This is a genomic window from Streptomyces purpurogeneiscleroticus, from assembly GCF_020024005.1.
In the GTDB taxonomy this organism is placed as follows: domain Bacteria; phylum Actinomycetota; class Actinomycetes; order Streptomycetales; family Streptomycetaceae; genus Streptomyces; species Streptomyces purpurogeneiscleroticus.
On sequence record NZ_NHSG01000185.1, the window covers coordinates 1 to 16177 of the forward strand.

Below are 16177 nucleotides of genomic sequence, written 5' to 3' on the forward strand. Positions count from 1 at the left end.
GCGCGGCACGACCACGACGGGGCAGGCGGCGTGCGCGGCGCAGGCCATGCCGTTGGAGCCGAGCAGCAGGCTGGCGAAGCCGCCCCGGCCGCGCGAGCCCAGCACCAGCAGCTGCGCCTCGTCGCCGAGCGCGGGGAGGATGGTGTCGGTGAGGCCGCTGAGGCTGCGGAACTCGACCTCCGGCAGCTCTGCGTCCCCGGCCAGCCGCTGCCGCAGATCCTCCAGTACGGGGTCACCGGTGCCCGCCTCGGCGTCGGCGGCGCGGGCGGCGGTGACGTACGGCCAGACGTGCACGATCTGCAGTGGCGCGGAGCGGAGCCGGGCCGCCTCCGCCGCCCAGTGCACCGCGCGCTCGCTGTCCGGGGACCCGTCCACCCCGACGATGACCGGCCTGCTGTCCATGACTGCCTCCCTGCGCTCACCCGGCGGGCCGTGGCGGCCGCGCGGCCCGCCGTTCCCGCGACCGCCACGGCCACGGCCGCTCCACTGCGATCGTTACCACTCCCGGGAAGGATGCGAAAGTACGCATTACAAGCGATATAGCCCTGTATTCCGGACAGGCCTGGGCACGATCGGCAACAGGCCGGGTGTCCCGGAGCCGGTAAAGTCGAACGTCCTCGCACCGCCCCGCTCGTGGGGCGTGCCCCTCCTCCGGGACGCGCCCTCAGCCGGCCGTGCCGCCTGATCCGGGACGTCATGAACGCACACCGGCCGACCGCCTCCACCACCGCCGCCGACTCCTCGCACCCCGTCCTCACCTGGGAGGAGTCCGGGGTACGCCGCTCCGCCCGCTGGCGTTCGGAGAACGGCGCGGCGCCGCCGCGGCGGGTCGAGATCGCCGACGACCGGACGAAGGCGGACGCGGCGTACAAGCTGGTCTGCGAGGGCACCGCGCTGCTCTGGCGCGGCGACTTCCACAACGCCCGCCAGCTGCTGGCCGCGCTGGCCCGGCGGATCGACCGCCGCCCCCGCAAGCCGGCCCCGGCCGACGACCCGGCCCGCGCCTTCCACCTGCACCGCGCCGCGCAGAGCCAGCGCGCCCGCATCCTCGGCATGCTGCTGGTGCCGCTCGACGCCCAGTACGGCGTCCCGCTGCACCGCGCCCCCGACGTCCGCGCGGCCTGCGCGCTGGCGTACGGCCCCGCCGGTCCCGCGCCCGAGGGCGGCGGTGCGCCGGACGGTACGGATTCGGTCGTCTCCCTGCGTGAGCTCCTCGGACTCGTCGGCGCGTACGAATGGCACCGCAAGGGCGTCGAGATCCCCGCCCTCGGCGGCGAGCGCGTGCACCCGGACTACGGCGTGTTCTCACCCCAGCGCGGCGAGTACGTCGACCTGGTCGCCCGGGCGCCGCTGCCCGGACAGCCGCCGGCGCTGGCGTTCGACATCGGCACGGGCACCGGCGTCCTCGCGGCCGTACTGGCCCGGCGCGGCGTCCCGCGGGTCATCGGTACCGACCAGGATCCGCGCGCGCTGGCGTGCGCACGGCAGAACGCCGAACGGCTGGGCGTCGCCGACCGGGTGGAAATCATGGAGGCCGACCTCTTTCCTGCCGGGCGCGCGCCGCTGGTCGTCTGCAACCCGCCCTGGGTACCGGCCAAGCCGACCTCCTCCGTGGAGTACGCCGTCTACGACCCGAACAGCCGGATGCTGCGCGGCTTCCTCGCGGGGCTCCCGGCGCATCTGACGCCGGGCGGCGAGGGCTGGCTGATCCTCTCCGACCTCGCCGAGCACCTCGGGCTGCGCACCCGCGCCGATCTGCTCGCCCTCTTCGAAGCGGCCGGACTGACGGTCCTCGACCGGCTGGACATCGCACCCCGGCACCCGCGCGCCCGCGACACCACCGACCCGCTGCACGCGGCCCGCGCGGCGGAGGTCACGTCCCTGTGGCGGCTGGGGGTCACGGCGGGCTGAGCGCCCGCGGCGGGCGGACGAAGTGACCGATTCCGTCCGATCCCTCCCGCCCTTCCCTTATCCATGGCAAAAGTGTGATCATGACACCATGAGCAGCGATATGAGGATGCCCGCGGGCGTCGAGCCGGAGTTGTTCCCCGAACCGGGCATCGAGTCGGGCACCGCCCCCGTAGCGGGCGGCGAGCTGTACTACGAGGCGGCGGGGGCGGGCCCGGCGGTGGTGCTGCTGCACGAGGGCATGCTCGATCTGACCGTGTGGGACGAGCAGTTCGGGTGGCTCGCGCGGTCCGGGTACCGGGTCGTCCGGTACGACGCGCGGGGCCACGGCCGCTCCTCCGTCGTCGACGGGGACTACGCCCACCACGAGGACCTCCGGGCGCTGCTCGCCCATCTCGGCATCGCCCGCGCGACGTTGGTCGGGCATTCGCACGGCGCGCGCGTCGCGCTGGACAGCGCGCTGGCGCACCCGGACGCCGTCGCCGCTCTGGTGCTGGCCGCGCCCGGCATCAGCGGCCGCGCGTTCTCCGACCCGTTCCTGCTGCACCACATCAGGGAACAGGTCGCGGCGGTGAGCGCGCCGGGCGGCGTGACGCTCTTCATCGAGCACTTCCTGCGGATGTGGGTGGACGGCCCGCACCGCGAACCGGCGTCGGTCGACGCCGGCTTGCGCGAGCGGATACGCGCGACGGCGAAGGCCACGGTGCGGGCGCACGCCGAGGGGATGGGGCGCGGCACGGCCCTGGAGGTCGGCGCCGCGGGCCGGCTGGCGGAGATCAGCGTGCCGACCCTCGTCATGGACGGCGACCTCGACAGCACCGATATTTCGGCCAACGCCCATGCGGTCGCCCTCGCGGTGCCGGGCGCCCGACGGGCCCGTATCCCGGCCGCCGGCCACATGGTGCACCTGGAGAACGCCGCACAGTTCGACCGCGAACTGGCCGAATTCCTGCGCGGCGCCGCGTACTGACTTAGCGGGGCGCCGCGTACCGGCGGAGGCGCAGCGCACTGGCGCGTCCGGCTCCCCGCGGACAGTCGCCGCTCCCGCGGGGAGCCGGTGTCGCGTGCCGCCCGGCGCCGGACGGCGTCAGATGCCGGGCAGTACGTCGTCGTCCACCAGCTCGAACGGCTCACGCAGAGCGGCCAGTTTGAGCAGGCGGAGCACGATGGGGCGGGGATTCATCAGCGCCAGCCGGCCACCCCGGGCCGTCACCTGGTCCCGCAGCCGGCAGAGCAGGTCCAGCCCGCTGCAGTCCATGAACGTGATGTGCCGGAGATCGACCACCATGGCCTTCTCGCCGGGCCTGGCGTTCCTCCAGCCCGCATCGCGGCAGCCCGCGAATACGCCGGGCACGCCGTCGAACCGTACTTCGGAAAGAGACCCGGGCGGGGAAACCGGAAATCCGCTCGACAACGGAAACATTTCCGCGGGCACTTCGGGCCGGGCTTCGGGACACATGTCCGGATGGCCTTCGGTCCGGACCTCCGACGGGACTTCCGACCGGGCTTCCCGACGGTCTTCCGTCCGGATGTCGGGGCGGGCCTCCGGAAGGGTCTTCACGCGCGGCAGTATCCGCGGAATCACCCTCGGCGGCCTCGGCATCGCCCGGGCCCGAGGAGCGGGAAATATCGACGACCGCCGCAGCGCGTACAGCGCATGGAGCGCCAGCAGGACGTCGGCTTCGATGCGCAGCGCCATGGCCAGGTCGAGTTCGCCATGAAGTGCGAGTACGACCATGTCACCACCATGGCGCACGGTCATCCGCACATCGGCGTCGCTTCCCCCCACGTCACCCCCAGTTGTACTTCAGGCCGTATCACGAACACGGCGACGGGCCGGTACGCACCAGGGTCTGGGATGCACAGGCACCGTAACCGCGCCCCGCAACGCAGAATCGATCAGGCATGACAGAACGCCACTGACGGGTGAATTTTATCCATGTTGCTTGACGGCAGGCCAGGCTCAGACAGTGGCCGAATGGCGCCGTAAAACACCGCGGGAGGGAGCAGAACTCTGCATTTATGCAGGGATTCTCCGGCCATCGGAAGCATAAAGCAGAACGGTGAACGGTCAACCCTCGGCGGCCAAATCCGTGGCGACGGCCCCGGACCTGCCACAAGCCCCGGACGCGAGCGGAGCGACCGGCAGCGGAACGACGTCCGCCGAGCCCGTCCGCTCCGGACCACCCGCCCGCTCCGGACCGCTCGGCCTCTCCGGGCCGTCCGGCTCTTCCGGACCGCCCGACGCCAGCTCGGTGACCTCCGGGAACGGCCGGCGGAAGAACACCACGAGCGAGCCGTCCGTACGGTGGTGCACGCACAGCCGCCCCGCGCCCGCCTCCCCGGTGCCCAGCTGCTGCGCGGCGCCCTCGCCCCCGGGCTCCTCGCCCGCCTCCCGGTCGTCGACCCGTACCGCGCACTGCCCGCCGTCGATCTCGATCGTGAGGCGGTACGCGTCCGCGCTGCCGTGGGTCAGCACGTAGGCCGTCGCCCGGGCCAGGTCCGAGACCAGCGACGCGCTGCCCTCCCCCGGCACGCCGAGCGCGTCCAGCACCGCGCAAGCCAGCACGGTGGCCTCCTTGTCGCTACCGGGCCGCCGTCGTGCGCTGAGCGCCCAGCGGAACGCGGGGGCTCGGCCGGCGGCGGCCGGGGACATACGGGAGACGGCCGTACTCTGCTCCATGGCCGGACCCTGCTCTCCTTCGGAAGTGGACTCGGGGGCCTGCCGCCGGGGAATCCCACCGGCGCCGCGCCACTGAAAAGGCGCGCTGAACAGGCGCGACCGGGGTCCGGGGCCACTCCGCTTCACCATAGAACTCACGATCGACGCGGAACCCGCCAAATCCGGCCACTTCCCCCCTCGGCCACCTCACGCGCACGCTGCTCTCTCCGCCCGCCACATGCGCCTCTTCCCTCGCATGTCCGGCGCAGGAAGTCACCACGGCTGCATAACCGACAGAAAGGACACCCGAGGGCCGCCGCGTCCCGACGGCTAAGCGGCCCGCCCCGGCCTGATGTTGTGGTTACTGCGGAAGACGTTGTCCGGGTCGTAAGCGGCCTTCACCGCCGCGAGCCGCGTGTGGTTGTCCGCGCCCACTCCCTCGACGACCCGCTCGCCGCCCTCGTGCCCGATGAAGTTGAGGTTCACCGCGCCGATGGACCACGGCCGCATGTCGTCGCGCAGGTCACGCGCCCACTGCCGGGCGCGCGCGTCGTCGGCCGGGTCCTCCCAGAGGCCGAGCGGATGCACCGCCCAGGGGGCCGCCCGCCACGGCACCGGGTAGTCCACCGGCGCGCCGCGCGCGAGCACGCCGCCCAGGGGCAGCAGCAGATGCTGGGACGGCGAGGGCACGACCATGTCGTCGGCACGCTCGCAGAAGACGTCGACGGCCCGGTCGGGCAGCTCTGCCAGGTACTCCGCCGACCAGTAGTTCCGGTAGCCGGGCGGGTCGTCGAGCATGCACTGGAACTCCGCGTACGGGATGTCCGTGATCAGCTCGCCCTCGTGCCCGAGGCGCAGCATCGGTGCCATCACCTCGCGCGCCCGCGCCACCGGTCCCGCGTACGTGATCAGGCACACGCACGCCATCCGGCCCTGCAGATGCGCGGGCACGAACTCCTCGGGCGGGCCGGTGAGATAGAGCAGCCCGCCGCCGACCTCGTCGGGCGCCGCCGCCATGAAGTCGCGGTACGCATGCAGCACCTCGCGGCCGGCCTCCGGACGCCACACCAGCATCCCGAAGCTGAACGCGGGCAGTTCGTACAGCCGGTACGTGAAGGACGTCGCCACCCCGAAGTTGCCGCCGCCCCCGTGCAGCGCCCAGAACAGTTCCGGATTCTCGGTGCCGCTCGCCCGCACCGCCTCCCCGGCCGCCGTGACCAGCTCGACCTCTACCAGGTTCTCGCAGGTCAGGCCGTACTTCCGCTCCAGCCAGCCGGATCCGCCGCCCAGCGTGAAGCCGCCGACCCCGGTGGTCGAGACCCGCCCGCCGGTCGTCGCCAGCCCGTGCGCGCCGGCCGCCCGGTCGAGATCGCCCATGGTCGCGCCGCCGCCGACGCGTACCGTACGGCTCTCCGGATCGGCCGTCGCACCGTTCATCCGCCGCAGATCGACGACGAGACCGCCGTCGTTCACCGCCGTCCCGGCGACGCTGTGCCCGCCGCCGCGCACCGCGATCTCCAGCCCCTCCTCGCGCGCCCAGCGGACCGCCCGGCCGACGTCCTCGGCGGTCGCACAGCACGCGATGACGGCGGGCCGCCGGTCGATCATCGCGTTGAAGACGCTGCGGTGCGCGTCGTACGACGGATCACCGGGCGTGATCACTTCCCCGGCGAACCCGGCCCGAAGACCGCCCAGCACCGCACCGCTCAGCTCACGGGATGCCATCAGATACCTCCTGGTATCCAGCTGGTCCGCTCCCCCGTTTTCTCAGCGTAACGCCGGAGACCCCCGGCCGAACCGGCCGAGGGTCTCCGTATACGTGGGCACAACAGGATTTGAACCTGTGACATCTGCTTTGTAAGAGCAGCGCTCTACCGCTGAGCTATGCGCCCGGATGAACCGACAGACTACCTTGCCTGCGGGGATGGTTCGCAAACCCGTGTGGGGAAGCGTCCGGATGCTGAACCTACCGGCCGGTGTGTTCGTCCGTACAGGGTGGGAGAATGGCTACGGGCCTGGGGCGACGCGAGCGGGAGAGGGTTGTGACGGCGACACACACGCGGCCGTACGAGCAGCGAGCAGGTCGCCGGTGCCCGCGCCGGCCGCGACGACAGTCGGTGGGGGGATGATGGCGTTCGCCGGTGGCGGTACCAGACGGTGGTTCGGGCGCGGGGAGAGCCAGCGGGCGGAGGCGCAGGCGGCGAAGGACGCCGCGGCGGCCGCGTTCTACGAGCTGGACACCGCCCAGCGGGACCTGAAGATCTCGATCGAGACGATCACGGCGGTGGACGACTCGCCGGGCGCGCGGCGGGCCGCCGAGGGGTACGCGCAGCTGGGGCGGCGGATCGACGAGGTCAGCCGGACGTACATCGCGGCCGTGGACGCCCACGATCTGGACCGGGACGATCTCGATGGTGCCACTGCCTCCCGGGCGCGCGCCGATCTGACCCGCGCCAAGGACGAGCTGACGGCGGTCGGCAAGGAGCTGGAGCGGTTCGCGCAGGGCCTCGGGCCGCTGCTGCAGACCGCGGAGACGCAGCTCGCGCGGCTGGCGCCGGCGGTGGAGCGGGCCCGGCAGGCGCTGCTGGCGGCGACCCGGGCGCTGGACGCGGTGCGCGCGGACGGCCTGAAGGCCGATGATCTCGCCGCCCGGCTGGCGGCGCTGTCGCCCGAGCTGACCAAGCTGAACCAGGGGGCCGGGCAGCACGGCGTGCAGGAGACGATCCAGCGCGCCGACGACGTCCTGCGCCGGGCCGAGGCCATCCGTACGGAGGCGGAGCGGCTGCCGGAGAAGGCCGCCGACATCGGCAAGCGGCTGGTGTCGCTGCGGACCCGGGCGCAGGCGATCACGACGCGCGCGGGGAACGTGGACCCCGTACTGAGCGAGCTGCGGCGGCGGTACAGCGCGGCGTGCTGGCAGGACCTGCAGCAGGTGCCGCAGCAGGCGGCGGACGCCGTACGGCAGGCCGAGGACAGGCTGCGCGAGGCGCAGACCGCGCGGGACGAGCAGCGGTGGGCGGACGCGACGAGCCTGCTGGCGACCGTCCGGGCGCTGCTGAACACGACGGACGAGGCGGTGTCGGCGGCCGGGGACCGGCTGCGGCGGCTGGACGAGGTGTCCTTCGACCGGCAGAAGGAGATCGAGCGGACGCGGTTCGCGATCCGGGACGCGCAGCGGCTGGCGATGGCGGGGCGGAGCACGCCCGATCCCCGGCACGCACGTCCGCTGGACGAGGCAGTGGCGCGGCTGGAGCGGGCCGAGGCCGCGCTGGAGGGCAGCCGGCATCCGGACTGGTGGCACTTCCTGACCGAGACGGACGCGGTACGGGAGACCGCGGCGCGGGTGGTCCAGGCGATCCGCGAGGAACGGGGCGGCGGCAGCTGACCGCCTCGCGGGATGGCGTCGCCCGGCGCGGGGGCGGAAGCTGGAGGGAGGCACGGCGGTACGCCCCTGGCGGTCGCTCTGTGCAAAGGAGGCCGGACATGGCTGCTGGCCACGCCCTTCACGGGCCCTCCCGCACCCCGCGGCGGCCCGCTCCCCGGCGGCACACCAAGCTCGACGAGCATCTGCCCGTCGACCACCGGCTGAGTACGGTCTACCGGGTCGGCGCCGGGCTGATGGGACTGGTGCTCCTCGCCTTCGGCATCCTCGGCCTGATCGACCGGATCGGCTTCTTCGACACCGGCGGCGACACGGTCGCGGGCCTGAACACCAACGGCGCGCTGAGCGTGCTGTCCGTCCTCATCGGTCTGCTGCTCTTCGTGGGGATGGTGATCGGCGGGAACTTCGCCTCCACCCTCAACACCGTGCTCGGCCTCGCCTTCCTGCTGAGCGGCTTCGTCAATCTGGCGGTCCTGGAGACCGGCTTCAATTACCTCGCCTTCCGCCTCCAGAATGTCCTGTTCAGTTTTGTGGTCGGGCTGATGCTGCTGGTCTTCGGCATGTACGGCCGGGTCAGCGGCGGCCTGCCGCACAACAACCCGTACTGGCGCGCCCGGCACCCGGAGGCGGTCCCCCGCTCCTCCCGGCTGAACCCGCAGCAGGCGGCCCTGCTGCGGAAAGCACAGCAGGACGGCACGCTGCAGCGCGGCGGCGCGCGGGGGAAGGGAGCATGACGGAGCCGCGCTCCCCCCGGGAGCTGCGCCCGGCCGGTGTTCCAGAATGGGCGGCAAGCACCGCCCACCGCCGCACCCACCGGGAGAACCATGGACTTCAGCGCAGCGCTCCGGGCCGGACGGCTCGTCGCCATCATCCGCGGCAAGGACCCCGAGGCGTCCTTCCGTACGGTCATGGCCCTCACCGAGGAGGGGGTGCGGCTCGTCGAGGTCTCGCTCAGCGGCACGGACGCGCTCGGCGTCATCCGGCGGGCCCGGCAGGAGCTGGGGCCGGACGCATGGCTGGGCGCGGGGACCGTCACCACCGCCGAGGACGTCGAGCGGGCCGCCGAGGCCGGCGCGAACCTGGCGGTCACGCCGGGGCTGGGCGCCGGCGTGGACGCGTGCGTGCGCCGTGAGCTGCCGGTGGTGGCGGGGGTGCTGACGCCGACCGAGGTGATCGCGGCGAGGGCCGCCGGGGCGACGGCCCTGAAGCTCTTCCCCGCCTCCCTCGGCGGCCCCGCGTACCTCAAGGCGCTGCGGGCGCCCTTCCCTGAGCTGCCGTTCGTGCCGGTGGGCGGGGTGGACGCGGCGGCGGCCCGCGCGTACCTGGCCGCTGGCGCGGTGGCGGTGGGCGTCGGCTCGCCGCTCATCGGGGACGCGGCGGACGGCGGCGACCTGAGCGCGCTGCGCCGACGGACCGCGGACTTCCTGGAGATCTGCGCCGAGGGCGCGGAGGGGCTGGCGTGAGCGGTACGGACACCGCCGGGCCGGAGGTACTGACCCTCGGCGAGACCATGGTCGCGCTGCGCGGCAGCGGGCCACTGAAGCTGGGCGGCACGATGCAGGTGTCCGTCGCGGGCGCCGAGAGCAATGTGGCCATCGGGCTGGCCCGGCTCGGGCATCCGGTGCGCTGGGCGGGCGCGGTCGGCGACGACGAGGCCGGGCAGCTCGTGCTGCGGACGCTGCGGGCCGAGGGCGTGGACGTCTCGGGCGCGTCGACGGACGGCGGCGGCGCGCCGACCGGGCTGCTGATGTTCGAGCCGCGGCTGCCCGAGGTGACGCGGGTGCACTACTACCGGGCGGGCTCGGCCGGTTCGCGGCTGCGCGCGGACGCCGTGGAGCGGGCGTTCGCGGCCGCGCCGCCACGAGTACTGCACCTCACCGGCATCACCCCCGCGCTGGGCCCCGAGGCGCGCGGGGCGGCCGAGCGAGCCCTGCGGCTGGCCCGCGCGCACGGCAGCACGGTCTGCCTCGATGTGAACTTCCGGTCCCGGCTGTGGAGCGCGGAGGCGGCGGCCGAGGTGCTGAGCGCCTGGGTGCCTTCCGTGGACGTACTGATCGCCTCGGAGGACGAGCTGCCGTTGTGCCTGCCGGAGAGCGTGTCTTCGCCGGCCGCGCAGGCCGAACGGCTCCTGAAGGCCGGGCCCCGCGAGGTCGTCGTCAAGCTCGGCGCCGCAGGGGCCACGGCGTACACGGCCGACGGGCCGCTGCACGCGCCCGCGAAGGCCGTACGGGCGGTGGACGCGGTCGGCGCGGGCGACGCCTTCGTGGCCGGGTACCTCTCGGCCCTGCTGGACGGTGAGCCGGTGGCCGGGCGGCTGGAGCGGGCGGTCACCACGGGCGCGTTCGCGGTCGCCTCGCCCGGTGACTGGGAGGGCGCCCCGACCCGCGCCGAACTGGGCATGCTGGGCGCGGCGCCGGGCACGGTCGTGCGCTGAGGCCGGTGTCCCGGCGGGCCGTCACCCGCTCGCCGTATTCTTGGGCCATGCCCCGATACGAGTACCGCTGCCGCTCCTGCGAGACGACCTTCGAGGTCAGCCGCCCGATGGCCGAGTCCGCCGCGCCCGCGCCCTGCCCCGAGGGCCACGCCGACACGGTGAAGCTGCTGTCGGCCGTCGCGGTCGGCGGCACGGCAGCGGCGCCGGCCCCGAGCGGGGGCGGAGGCGGCGGCTGCTGCGGGGGCGGCTGCTGCGGTTGAGCCTTTACACGGCTGAGCGCCCAAAGCCGCTTTACGGCTGAGCGCCCAGGTCCGCCACCTCTCCCAGGAACGCCCGTACGATCTCCTCCCCCGCCGCCGCGCCACGCTCCTCCAGCGCCGTGACGTGCGGGGCCGACCACCCCGCGTCCGCCAACTCGCCGTGGCCCGGGCGCCAGCCGCGGTCCGCCGCCAGCAGCAGGTCGGCGTCCAGCAGGGAGTCACCGGCGGCGAGGATCCGGCCGGCGCCCGCGCGGCGGGCGGCCTCGCGGACCGCCGCGCTCTTCGTGAGCGGCTTCGGCACGGCGTAGATCTTGCGGCCCTGGAGGGAGACCGTCCAGCCGCGCCCCTCCGCCCAGCCCGCGAGGTCCTTCACCCAGGTCTCCGGCAGCTGCGCCCGGTCGACGACCAGGTACGCGAAGAGGTCCTCGGCGGTACGTTCCTTCAGCAGCCAGGACGGGTCCGCGGTACGCAGCAGATGCGCCCGTACCTCGTCGAGCGGGGCGCACTCGGCGGCCAGCCGGGCGGCGACCGTCCGCTGCCAGTCCCGGTCGGACTCCCCGTTGACGAGGAGGTGGCCGCCGTTCGCGCAGACCGCGAACTCCGGTACGGGGCCCGGGAGATGGATGCGGGCGTACTGCTCGCGGGTGCGGGTGGTGGCCGGGACGAAGCGGGCGCCGCGGGCGGCCGCCAGGGTGGCGAGCAGCGCGGCCGCGGTCTCGGTCAGGTACGACAGTGGCTTGTGGTCGTACACCTCGACGCAGAGCAGGCGCGGCGCCTGCGCGTCGGGCATGGTCAGCCCGAGGGCCGCGGCGGAGTAGATGAGCGTGCGGTCGAGGTCGCTGGCGATCAGCACAGGCGTGGGTGAGCCGGTCACTTGGCCGCCACCGCCTTGCCGTCGGCGCCGGTCGCGCCGCGGGTGTAGCGCGGGTGGATCAGTCCGACGCAGCTGTACGGCAGGCCGTCGGTCTCCTCCACCGGGACGCCGCGCTGCTCCGCCAGCAGCCGTATGTGTTCCAGGTCCGCGCCCGCGCCCTTGCGCGCGAGGATCTTCCAGGGGACGCGGCGCAGCAGAACGCGGGTGGTCTCGCCGACACCCGGCTTCACGAGGTTGACGTCGTGGATGCCGTACTCCTCGCTGATCCGCTCCACCGCTGCCCAGCCCTCCCAGGTGGGCGCGCGGTCGGCGGCGAGCAGCGCCGCGGCGTCGGCGCGGGCGTCCGCCGCGACCTCGTCGAACCGGGCCGCGACGGTGTCGAGGAAGTACCGCGAGACGTCCGTGTCCGCCAGCTCGCGGTAGAACTTCGCGCCGTGGAAGTCGTCCGGGCCCACCAGGTCGGCGCGGAGCACCGTACGGGAGATCAGGCCGGAGACCGTGGAGTTCAGGCAGGCGGACGGGATGAGGAAGTCGTCGCGGGTGCCGTAGGTGTCCACGCAGCCGCCGGGGTCGGCGAGCACCGCGATCCGCGGGTCGAAGGCCGCGCCGGGGAAGTCCCGGAGGGCCTGCGCCAGTTCGCGGGTGATCGCGCCCTTGCCGGTCCAGCCGTCGACGAAGACCACGTCGGCCGGGTCGTGGTGGGCGGCGAGCCAGCGCAGCGCGGTGGTGTCGATGCCGCGGCCGCGGACGATCGATATGGCGTAGTGCGGCAGGTCCAGGCCGTGTGCGTGCTGTGCCCAGCGGCGCATCAGGACGCCGACGGGGGTGCCGGCACGAGCGAGGGACACCAGCACCGGGCGGGGCGACCGCTCGGCGAGCACGGTTTCGGTGACCGCGCCGACGGCCCGCGCGATGCGGGCCGCCGAGGTGTCCAGCGCGGCGCGGAAAAGCGCCTGGTACTCCTCGCTGGGCTGGTACTCCACCGGCAGCGACTCGGCGTAGTGCGCGCCGCCGCGCTGGATCGCCTCCTCGCGCTCCTCGGTGGGGGCTTCGAGGGTGACGTCGGAGAGGTCCTGAAGCAGCCAGCCGACGTCCTCGGGGGCGTAGGAGGAGAAGGCGGGGCCGCGCAGCGGTCCGGCGCCCGGTCTGTACGCGGGGACGACGCCGAGCAGGACGTGGTCCGTGTGCGCGGCGAGGGAGGCCAGCAGGCCGCCGGGCGCGTGCAGTTCGGGGGTGTCGCCGGCCGAGTCGACCAGCACGACGACCGCGTCGAAGCGGCGGCCGGGGTCCGCGCCGGGCGCGACGTTGTACGCGTACCGCTCGCCAGGGCCGTCCGCCGGGCGGTCGTGCGCGGGGAAGGCGAGCTTCGTACGGATCGCGTAGCCGGGGTCGTCCACGGCGAGCACCGGGGAGCGCGTCGTGGTGGAGAAGCGGACCTCGGCGGGCAGCGCCTCGTCCAGCGCACAGGCCAGCCGCAGCGGCGCGTACATCAGCTCTTCGTTGCCGAGCACCAGGACGCGGGCCTCGCGGGCTCCCTCGCGGAGCCCGCGCTCGCCCAGCGCGGCGGCGATCCGGGCCGCCATGCCGGGCAGCGCGGCCTCCAGCCGGGCGCGGTGGTCCGGGGTGAAGCCGTGCCGGCCGCCGTCCGGGAGGCCGGCGGGCCACTCCAGGGCGACCCGGGTGGTCCCGGCCGCGCCCCGGGGTGCGGGGACGGTGGCGGCGGGCTCCGTGCCGTACTCCGCCACCAGCGCCTGGCCGCGCTCCAGTACGTCCGCCGGGAGCGCGGCCGTACCGGCGGCCAGCGCGACCAGGTCGACGCGCGCCCCCAGCTCGGCGGCGAACTTCTCCAGGCGGGCGCGGTCCGCGTCGGACCGCATGTCGGTCAGCGCGACGATCACGTACCGCGGGCGCGGGTAACGGGCGTGCAGGGCCGCGATGGTGTTGAGGACCGTGCGTCCGGTGGAGAACTCGTCGTCGACCAGGACCAGCGGGCCGTCGCCGGTGAGCAGGGCGCGGTCCTCGGGGAGCAGCAGATGCGAGGTGGCGTGGCTGTGCTCCTCCTCGAAGCCGCCGGCCTGCTCGACGCCGGGCACGGGGCGCCGGGTGGAGTGGATGTACGTGGCGAGCGCCAGGCCGTCGGCGACGCTGTGCCCGAGCCCGGTGGCGGTCTCGGCGTACCCGAGGACCACGGCCCGCGCGGCGGCTTCGTCGCCCAGCAGCGCGCGGACCCGGCGGCCGAGGCCGTGCCCCGCTTCGTACACCACGGCGGGCCGCTGCGGCACATGCTTGCCGAGCACCTGCGACACGAGCAGATGGGCCCGCTTGGGGTTGCGCCGCAGCGCGAGCCCCAGCAGGTCGGACAGCCCGTCCGCGCCGTTCAGTTCGACCCCGAGCCGCTCCGCGACCCATGTGCCGGTCCACACCACTGTGCTGTTCCTCTTCTCAGGCGTGTTCTCAGGCATGCGGCACGCTCGCCGCCAGCAGTTCCACGAAGCTGACGCCCTCGCGCGCGACGCCGAAGACCTCGGCGCGCAGCAGCGTGCGCTCCGCCCAGGCGCGGTGCGGCTTCACCTCGTTCATCTTGTTCGTGTAGGCGGAGCGCAGGACGCCGCCGCCGTCGCGCTCGGGGCGCAGGATGTCGGCCGCGTCGCTGAACTCCTCGTGGCTGACGACCGACAGGGCGTGCACCGGGGGAACGTGCGAGGGGTGGATGCAGGTCTTGCCCTGCAGGCCGTTCGCCCGGTCCAGCTCGATCTCGCGCAGCAGGCCGTCCATGGCGTGCTCGATGAGCGAAGTGCGCAGCTCCTCGGCGCGGCCCCGGAAGGGGCTCTGCCGCAGCTGCGGCTTGAACATCCGCTCGTGCAGCCGGAAGTACTCCCAGACCGGCCCGGTGACCGTGAAGCCGCTGCCGTCGGCGCGGCCCAGGACGTTGACGACATCGGCGATCACGGAGGCGACGATCCGTACGTCGTACGCGGTCATGTCCGGCGCGCGGCGCAGCCCGTACGCCGAGCAGAAGTCCGTGACGCCGAGGCGCAGCGCGAGGACGCGGTCGCGGTAGGCGTCGACGGTGCGGGCGATGCCCTGCAGGGTCTCCGTGCGGCTCTCCAGGTGGAGCAGCTCGGGCGACTCCAGCACCGGCATCGCGAAGAGCCGCCGCCCGCAGGCCGCTTCGGCGGCGGCGAGGGCCTCCAGGAACGGCACGCCGCGCAGCGCGGTGAACTTCGGCAGCACGAACCCGGAGAGCAGCCGGACGGCCGGGCCGAGCCGCCGGGTCAGGTCCGGTATCTGGTCGGGGGTGCGGACACGGACAAAGAGAAGGGGAAGCGGACTTTCGGCTTCCTTGGCGTTCTTGGCCGTCATTTCGGCCAGCTCGGTGAACTGCCGTACGAGGTTCTCCTCGCCGGCCGCCACGTCGCCGTCGCCGATGGAGTCCTCCAGGCACAGCACCATGGACACGACGCCGCGCGCGGCCTGCTTGAGGACGTCGGCGGCCAGCTGCGGCCTGGTCGCGGGGCTGTAGAGGGTGGCGCCGAGCGCGACGGCGAGCAGCCGCTGCGGGGAGTCGGCGGTGAACTCCGCCGGCTCCTGGTGGAACAGCGTCGCGCGGAGGCCGGGCGGCAGGTGTCCGAAATGACGCATACAACTCCCCGAGTGCGGGCGGGATTCGGCCACCCCTGCGGTGCTTTCCCCGGCTTCCGGTGTCTGGATCCGGTCGGTAATCGTACGTGTGGACCCCTATGGAAAGTTCCCACGCAGGTGAAATTCACGTGTCGCCCGCCCGGCAGAAGGGGGCCGCGCACCCCGCGGACGGGCGCCGCGCCCCCGGCCGGAGGGGGCCGCGCGCCGCCGTTTCGCCGCGCGGGCGCGCCCCCGCGTTGTCCGTCGCCCCGCTCAGCAGGCAGGATGACGTCATGACGCACGCCATGCAGAAGGGGTCGAACGTACCCCTGGACGCCACTGCCGTACGCGCCGTCCTGCGCTGGACGCCGGGCACGGGAGTGCCCGACGTGGACGCCTCCGCACTGCTGCTGGGCGCCGACGGACGGGTGCGCTCGGACGCGGACTTCGTGTTCTACAACCAGCCGCGGCACCCCAGCGGGGCGGTGCGTCATCTCCCCAAGAAGCGGCTGACCGACGCGCTGACCGACACCATCGAGGCGGATCTCGCGGCGCTGGACCCGTCGGTGGACCGGGTGGTGGTGGGCGCGTCCTCGGACGGCGACCCGTTCGGGCACGTACCGGATCTCCGGGTGGAGCTCTACGACGCGACGCAGGGAGACGGCGGGCCACTGGCAGTGTTCGAGGTCGAGCCGGAGACCGGCGAGGAGACCGCACTGATCTGCGGTGAGCTGTACCGGCGGGCGGACGCCTGGAAGTTCCGCGCGCTGGGCCAGGGGTACGACAGCGGCCTGGTGGGGCTGGCGACGGAGTTCGGGATCTCGGTGGACGACGGCGCGGACGCCGCGGACGACGCCGCTGAGCCCGCCGGCGCCGCGCGGGGGGCCGACGGGGCGACGGTGGCGCGGGGCGCCGTGCCGGGCGCCGACGACGCGACTCAGGCGGTGCCCGGGCCGCCGGTGGCGGGCTCCGAGGACGTCACGCGTGCCGTGCCGGACCCGGTGCCGTTCCCCGAACCGGCCGCCGGGGTCACGGA

At 74.0% G+C, this 16177-nt stretch carries 15 protein-coding genes and 1 tRNA gene; 8 read left to right on the plus strand and 8 right to left on the minus strand.

The window, feature by feature from the left end:
* Positions 1-402, minus strand: a 402-nt coding sequence (locus tag CCS38_RS11730) for a universal stress protein (RefSeq protein WP_223733175.1), incomplete at its 3' end; no start/stop codon positions are given.
* 294 nt (positions 403-696) lie between these two features.
* Here CCS38_RS11730 and CCS38_RS11735 point away from each other — a divergent pair.
* Positions 697-1911 carry a methyltransferase gene (locus tag CCS38_RS11735; RefSeq protein ID WP_223733176.1) on the plus strand — a complete coding sequence of 405 codons (1215 nt, stop codon included), beginning with the start codon at positions 697-699 and terminating at the stop codon, positions 1909-1911.
* 88 nt (positions 1912-1999) lie between these two features.
* Entirely contained in the window at positions 2000-2878 is an 879-nt protein-coding gene (locus CCS38_RS11740) for an alpha/beta fold hydrolase (protein ID WP_223733177.1), read from the plus strand.
* A gap of 117 nt (positions 2879-2995) precedes the next feature.
* On the opposite strand, the gene CCS38_RS11745 is transcribed toward CCS38_RS11740, so the two are convergent.
* The 4 genes from CCS38_RS11745 to CCS38_RS11760 form a co-directional block, all read right to left on the minus strand.
* Positions 2996-3646, minus strand: a complete 651-nt coding sequence (locus tag CCS38_RS11745) for an STAS domain-containing protein (protein WP_223733178.1) — start codon at positions 3644-3646, stop codon at positions 2996-2998.
* 333 nt (positions 3647-3979) lie between these two features.
* Complete coding sequence (locus CCS38_RS11750; RefSeq protein WP_223733179.1) at positions 3980-4591, minus strand: hypothetical protein; 612 nt, start codon at positions 4589-4591, stop codon at positions 3980-3982.
* 309 nt (positions 4592-4900) lie between these two features.
* Positions 4901-6295 carry an FAD-binding oxidoreductase gene (locus CCS38_RS11755; RefSeq protein WP_223733180.1) on the minus strand — a complete coding sequence of 465 codons (1395 nt, stop codon included), beginning with the start codon at positions 6293-6295 and terminating at the stop codon, positions 4901-4903.
* Between the two features lie 95 nt (positions 6296-6390).
* Positions 6391-6462: transfer RNA gene (locus CCS38_RS11760), tRNA-Val, on the minus strand.
* 233 nt (positions 6463-6695) lie between these two features.
* Here CCS38_RS11760 and CCS38_RS11765 point away from each other — a divergent pair.
* The 5 genes from CCS38_RS11765 to CCS38_RS11785 all read left to right on the plus strand — a co-directional run bounded on the left by CCS38_RS11765 (position 6696) and on the right by CCS38_RS11785 (position 10646).
* The gene (locus tag CCS38_RS11765; protein ID WP_372457050.1) at positions 6696-7955 is read left to right on the plus strand and encodes a coiled-coil domain-containing protein; all 1260 of its coding nucleotides are present in this window, start codon (positions 6696-6698) and stop codon (positions 7953-7955) included.
* A gap of 98 nt (positions 7956-8053) precedes the next feature.
* Positions 8054-8686 (plus strand): DUF4383 domain-containing protein, encoded by a 633-nt coding sequence (locus CCS38_RS11770; RefSeq protein ID WP_223733182.1) that lies wholly within the window; start codon positions 8054-8056, stop codon positions 8684-8686.
* 90 nt (positions 8687-8776) lie between these two features.
* The gene (locus CCS38_RS11775) at positions 8777-9415 is read left to right on the plus strand and encodes a bifunctional 4-hydroxy-2-oxoglutarate aldolase/2-dehydro-3-deoxy-phosphogluconate aldolase (protein WP_223733183.1); all 639 of its coding nucleotides are present in this window, start codon (positions 8777-8779) and stop codon (positions 9413-9415) included.
* Positions 9412-10386, plus strand: a complete 975-nt coding sequence (locus tag CCS38_RS11780) for a sugar kinase (RefSeq protein ID WP_223733184.1) — start codon at positions 9412-9414, stop codon at positions 10384-10386. The genes CCS38_RS11775 and CCS38_RS11780 overlap by 4 nt, the downstream gene beginning before the upstream one ends.
* A 47-nt stretch (positions 10387-10433) precedes the next feature.
* On the plus strand, positions 10434-10646 hold the full coding sequence (locus tag CCS38_RS11785; protein ID WP_030618155.1) for an FmdB family zinc ribbon protein: 213 nt from the start codon (positions 10434-10436) through the stop codon (positions 10644-10646).
* Positions 10647-10677: 31 nt separating this feature from the next.
* Here CCS38_RS11785 and CCS38_RS11790 read toward each other — a convergent pair whose 3' ends face one another.
* From CCS38_RS11790 to CCS38_RS11800, 3 genes are read right to left on the minus strand one after another with little or no spacing between them, the layout of a single operon-like run.
* Positions 10678-11520 carry an HAD family hydrolase gene (locus CCS38_RS11790; RefSeq protein ID WP_223733185.1) on the minus strand — a complete coding sequence of 281 codons (843 nt, stop codon included), beginning with the start codon at positions 11518-11520 and terminating at the stop codon, positions 10678-10680.
* A complete protein-coding gene (locus CCS38_RS11795; protein WP_223733186.1) occupies positions 11517-13982 on the minus strand; it encodes a phosphoribosyltransferase in 2466 nt (821 codons plus the stop codon). Before CCS38_RS11795 ends, CCS38_RS11790 begins: the two co-directional genes overlap by 4 nt.
* Positions 13975-15162: an HpcH/HpaI aldolase/citrate lyase family protein gene (locus tag CCS38_RS11800; RefSeq protein ID WP_223733187.1), complete on the minus strand. Its 1188-nt coding sequence runs from the start codon at positions 15160-15162 to the stop codon at positions 13975-13977. The genes CCS38_RS11795 and CCS38_RS11800 overlap by 8 nt, the downstream gene beginning before the upstream one ends.
* 272 nt (positions 15163-15434) lie before the next feature.
* Between CCS38_RS11800 and CCS38_RS11805 the strand changes: the two genes are divergently transcribed.
* On the plus strand, positions 15435-16177 hold a 743-nt coding region (locus CCS38_RS11805; RefSeq protein ID WP_223733188.1), incomplete at its 3' end, for a TerD family protein.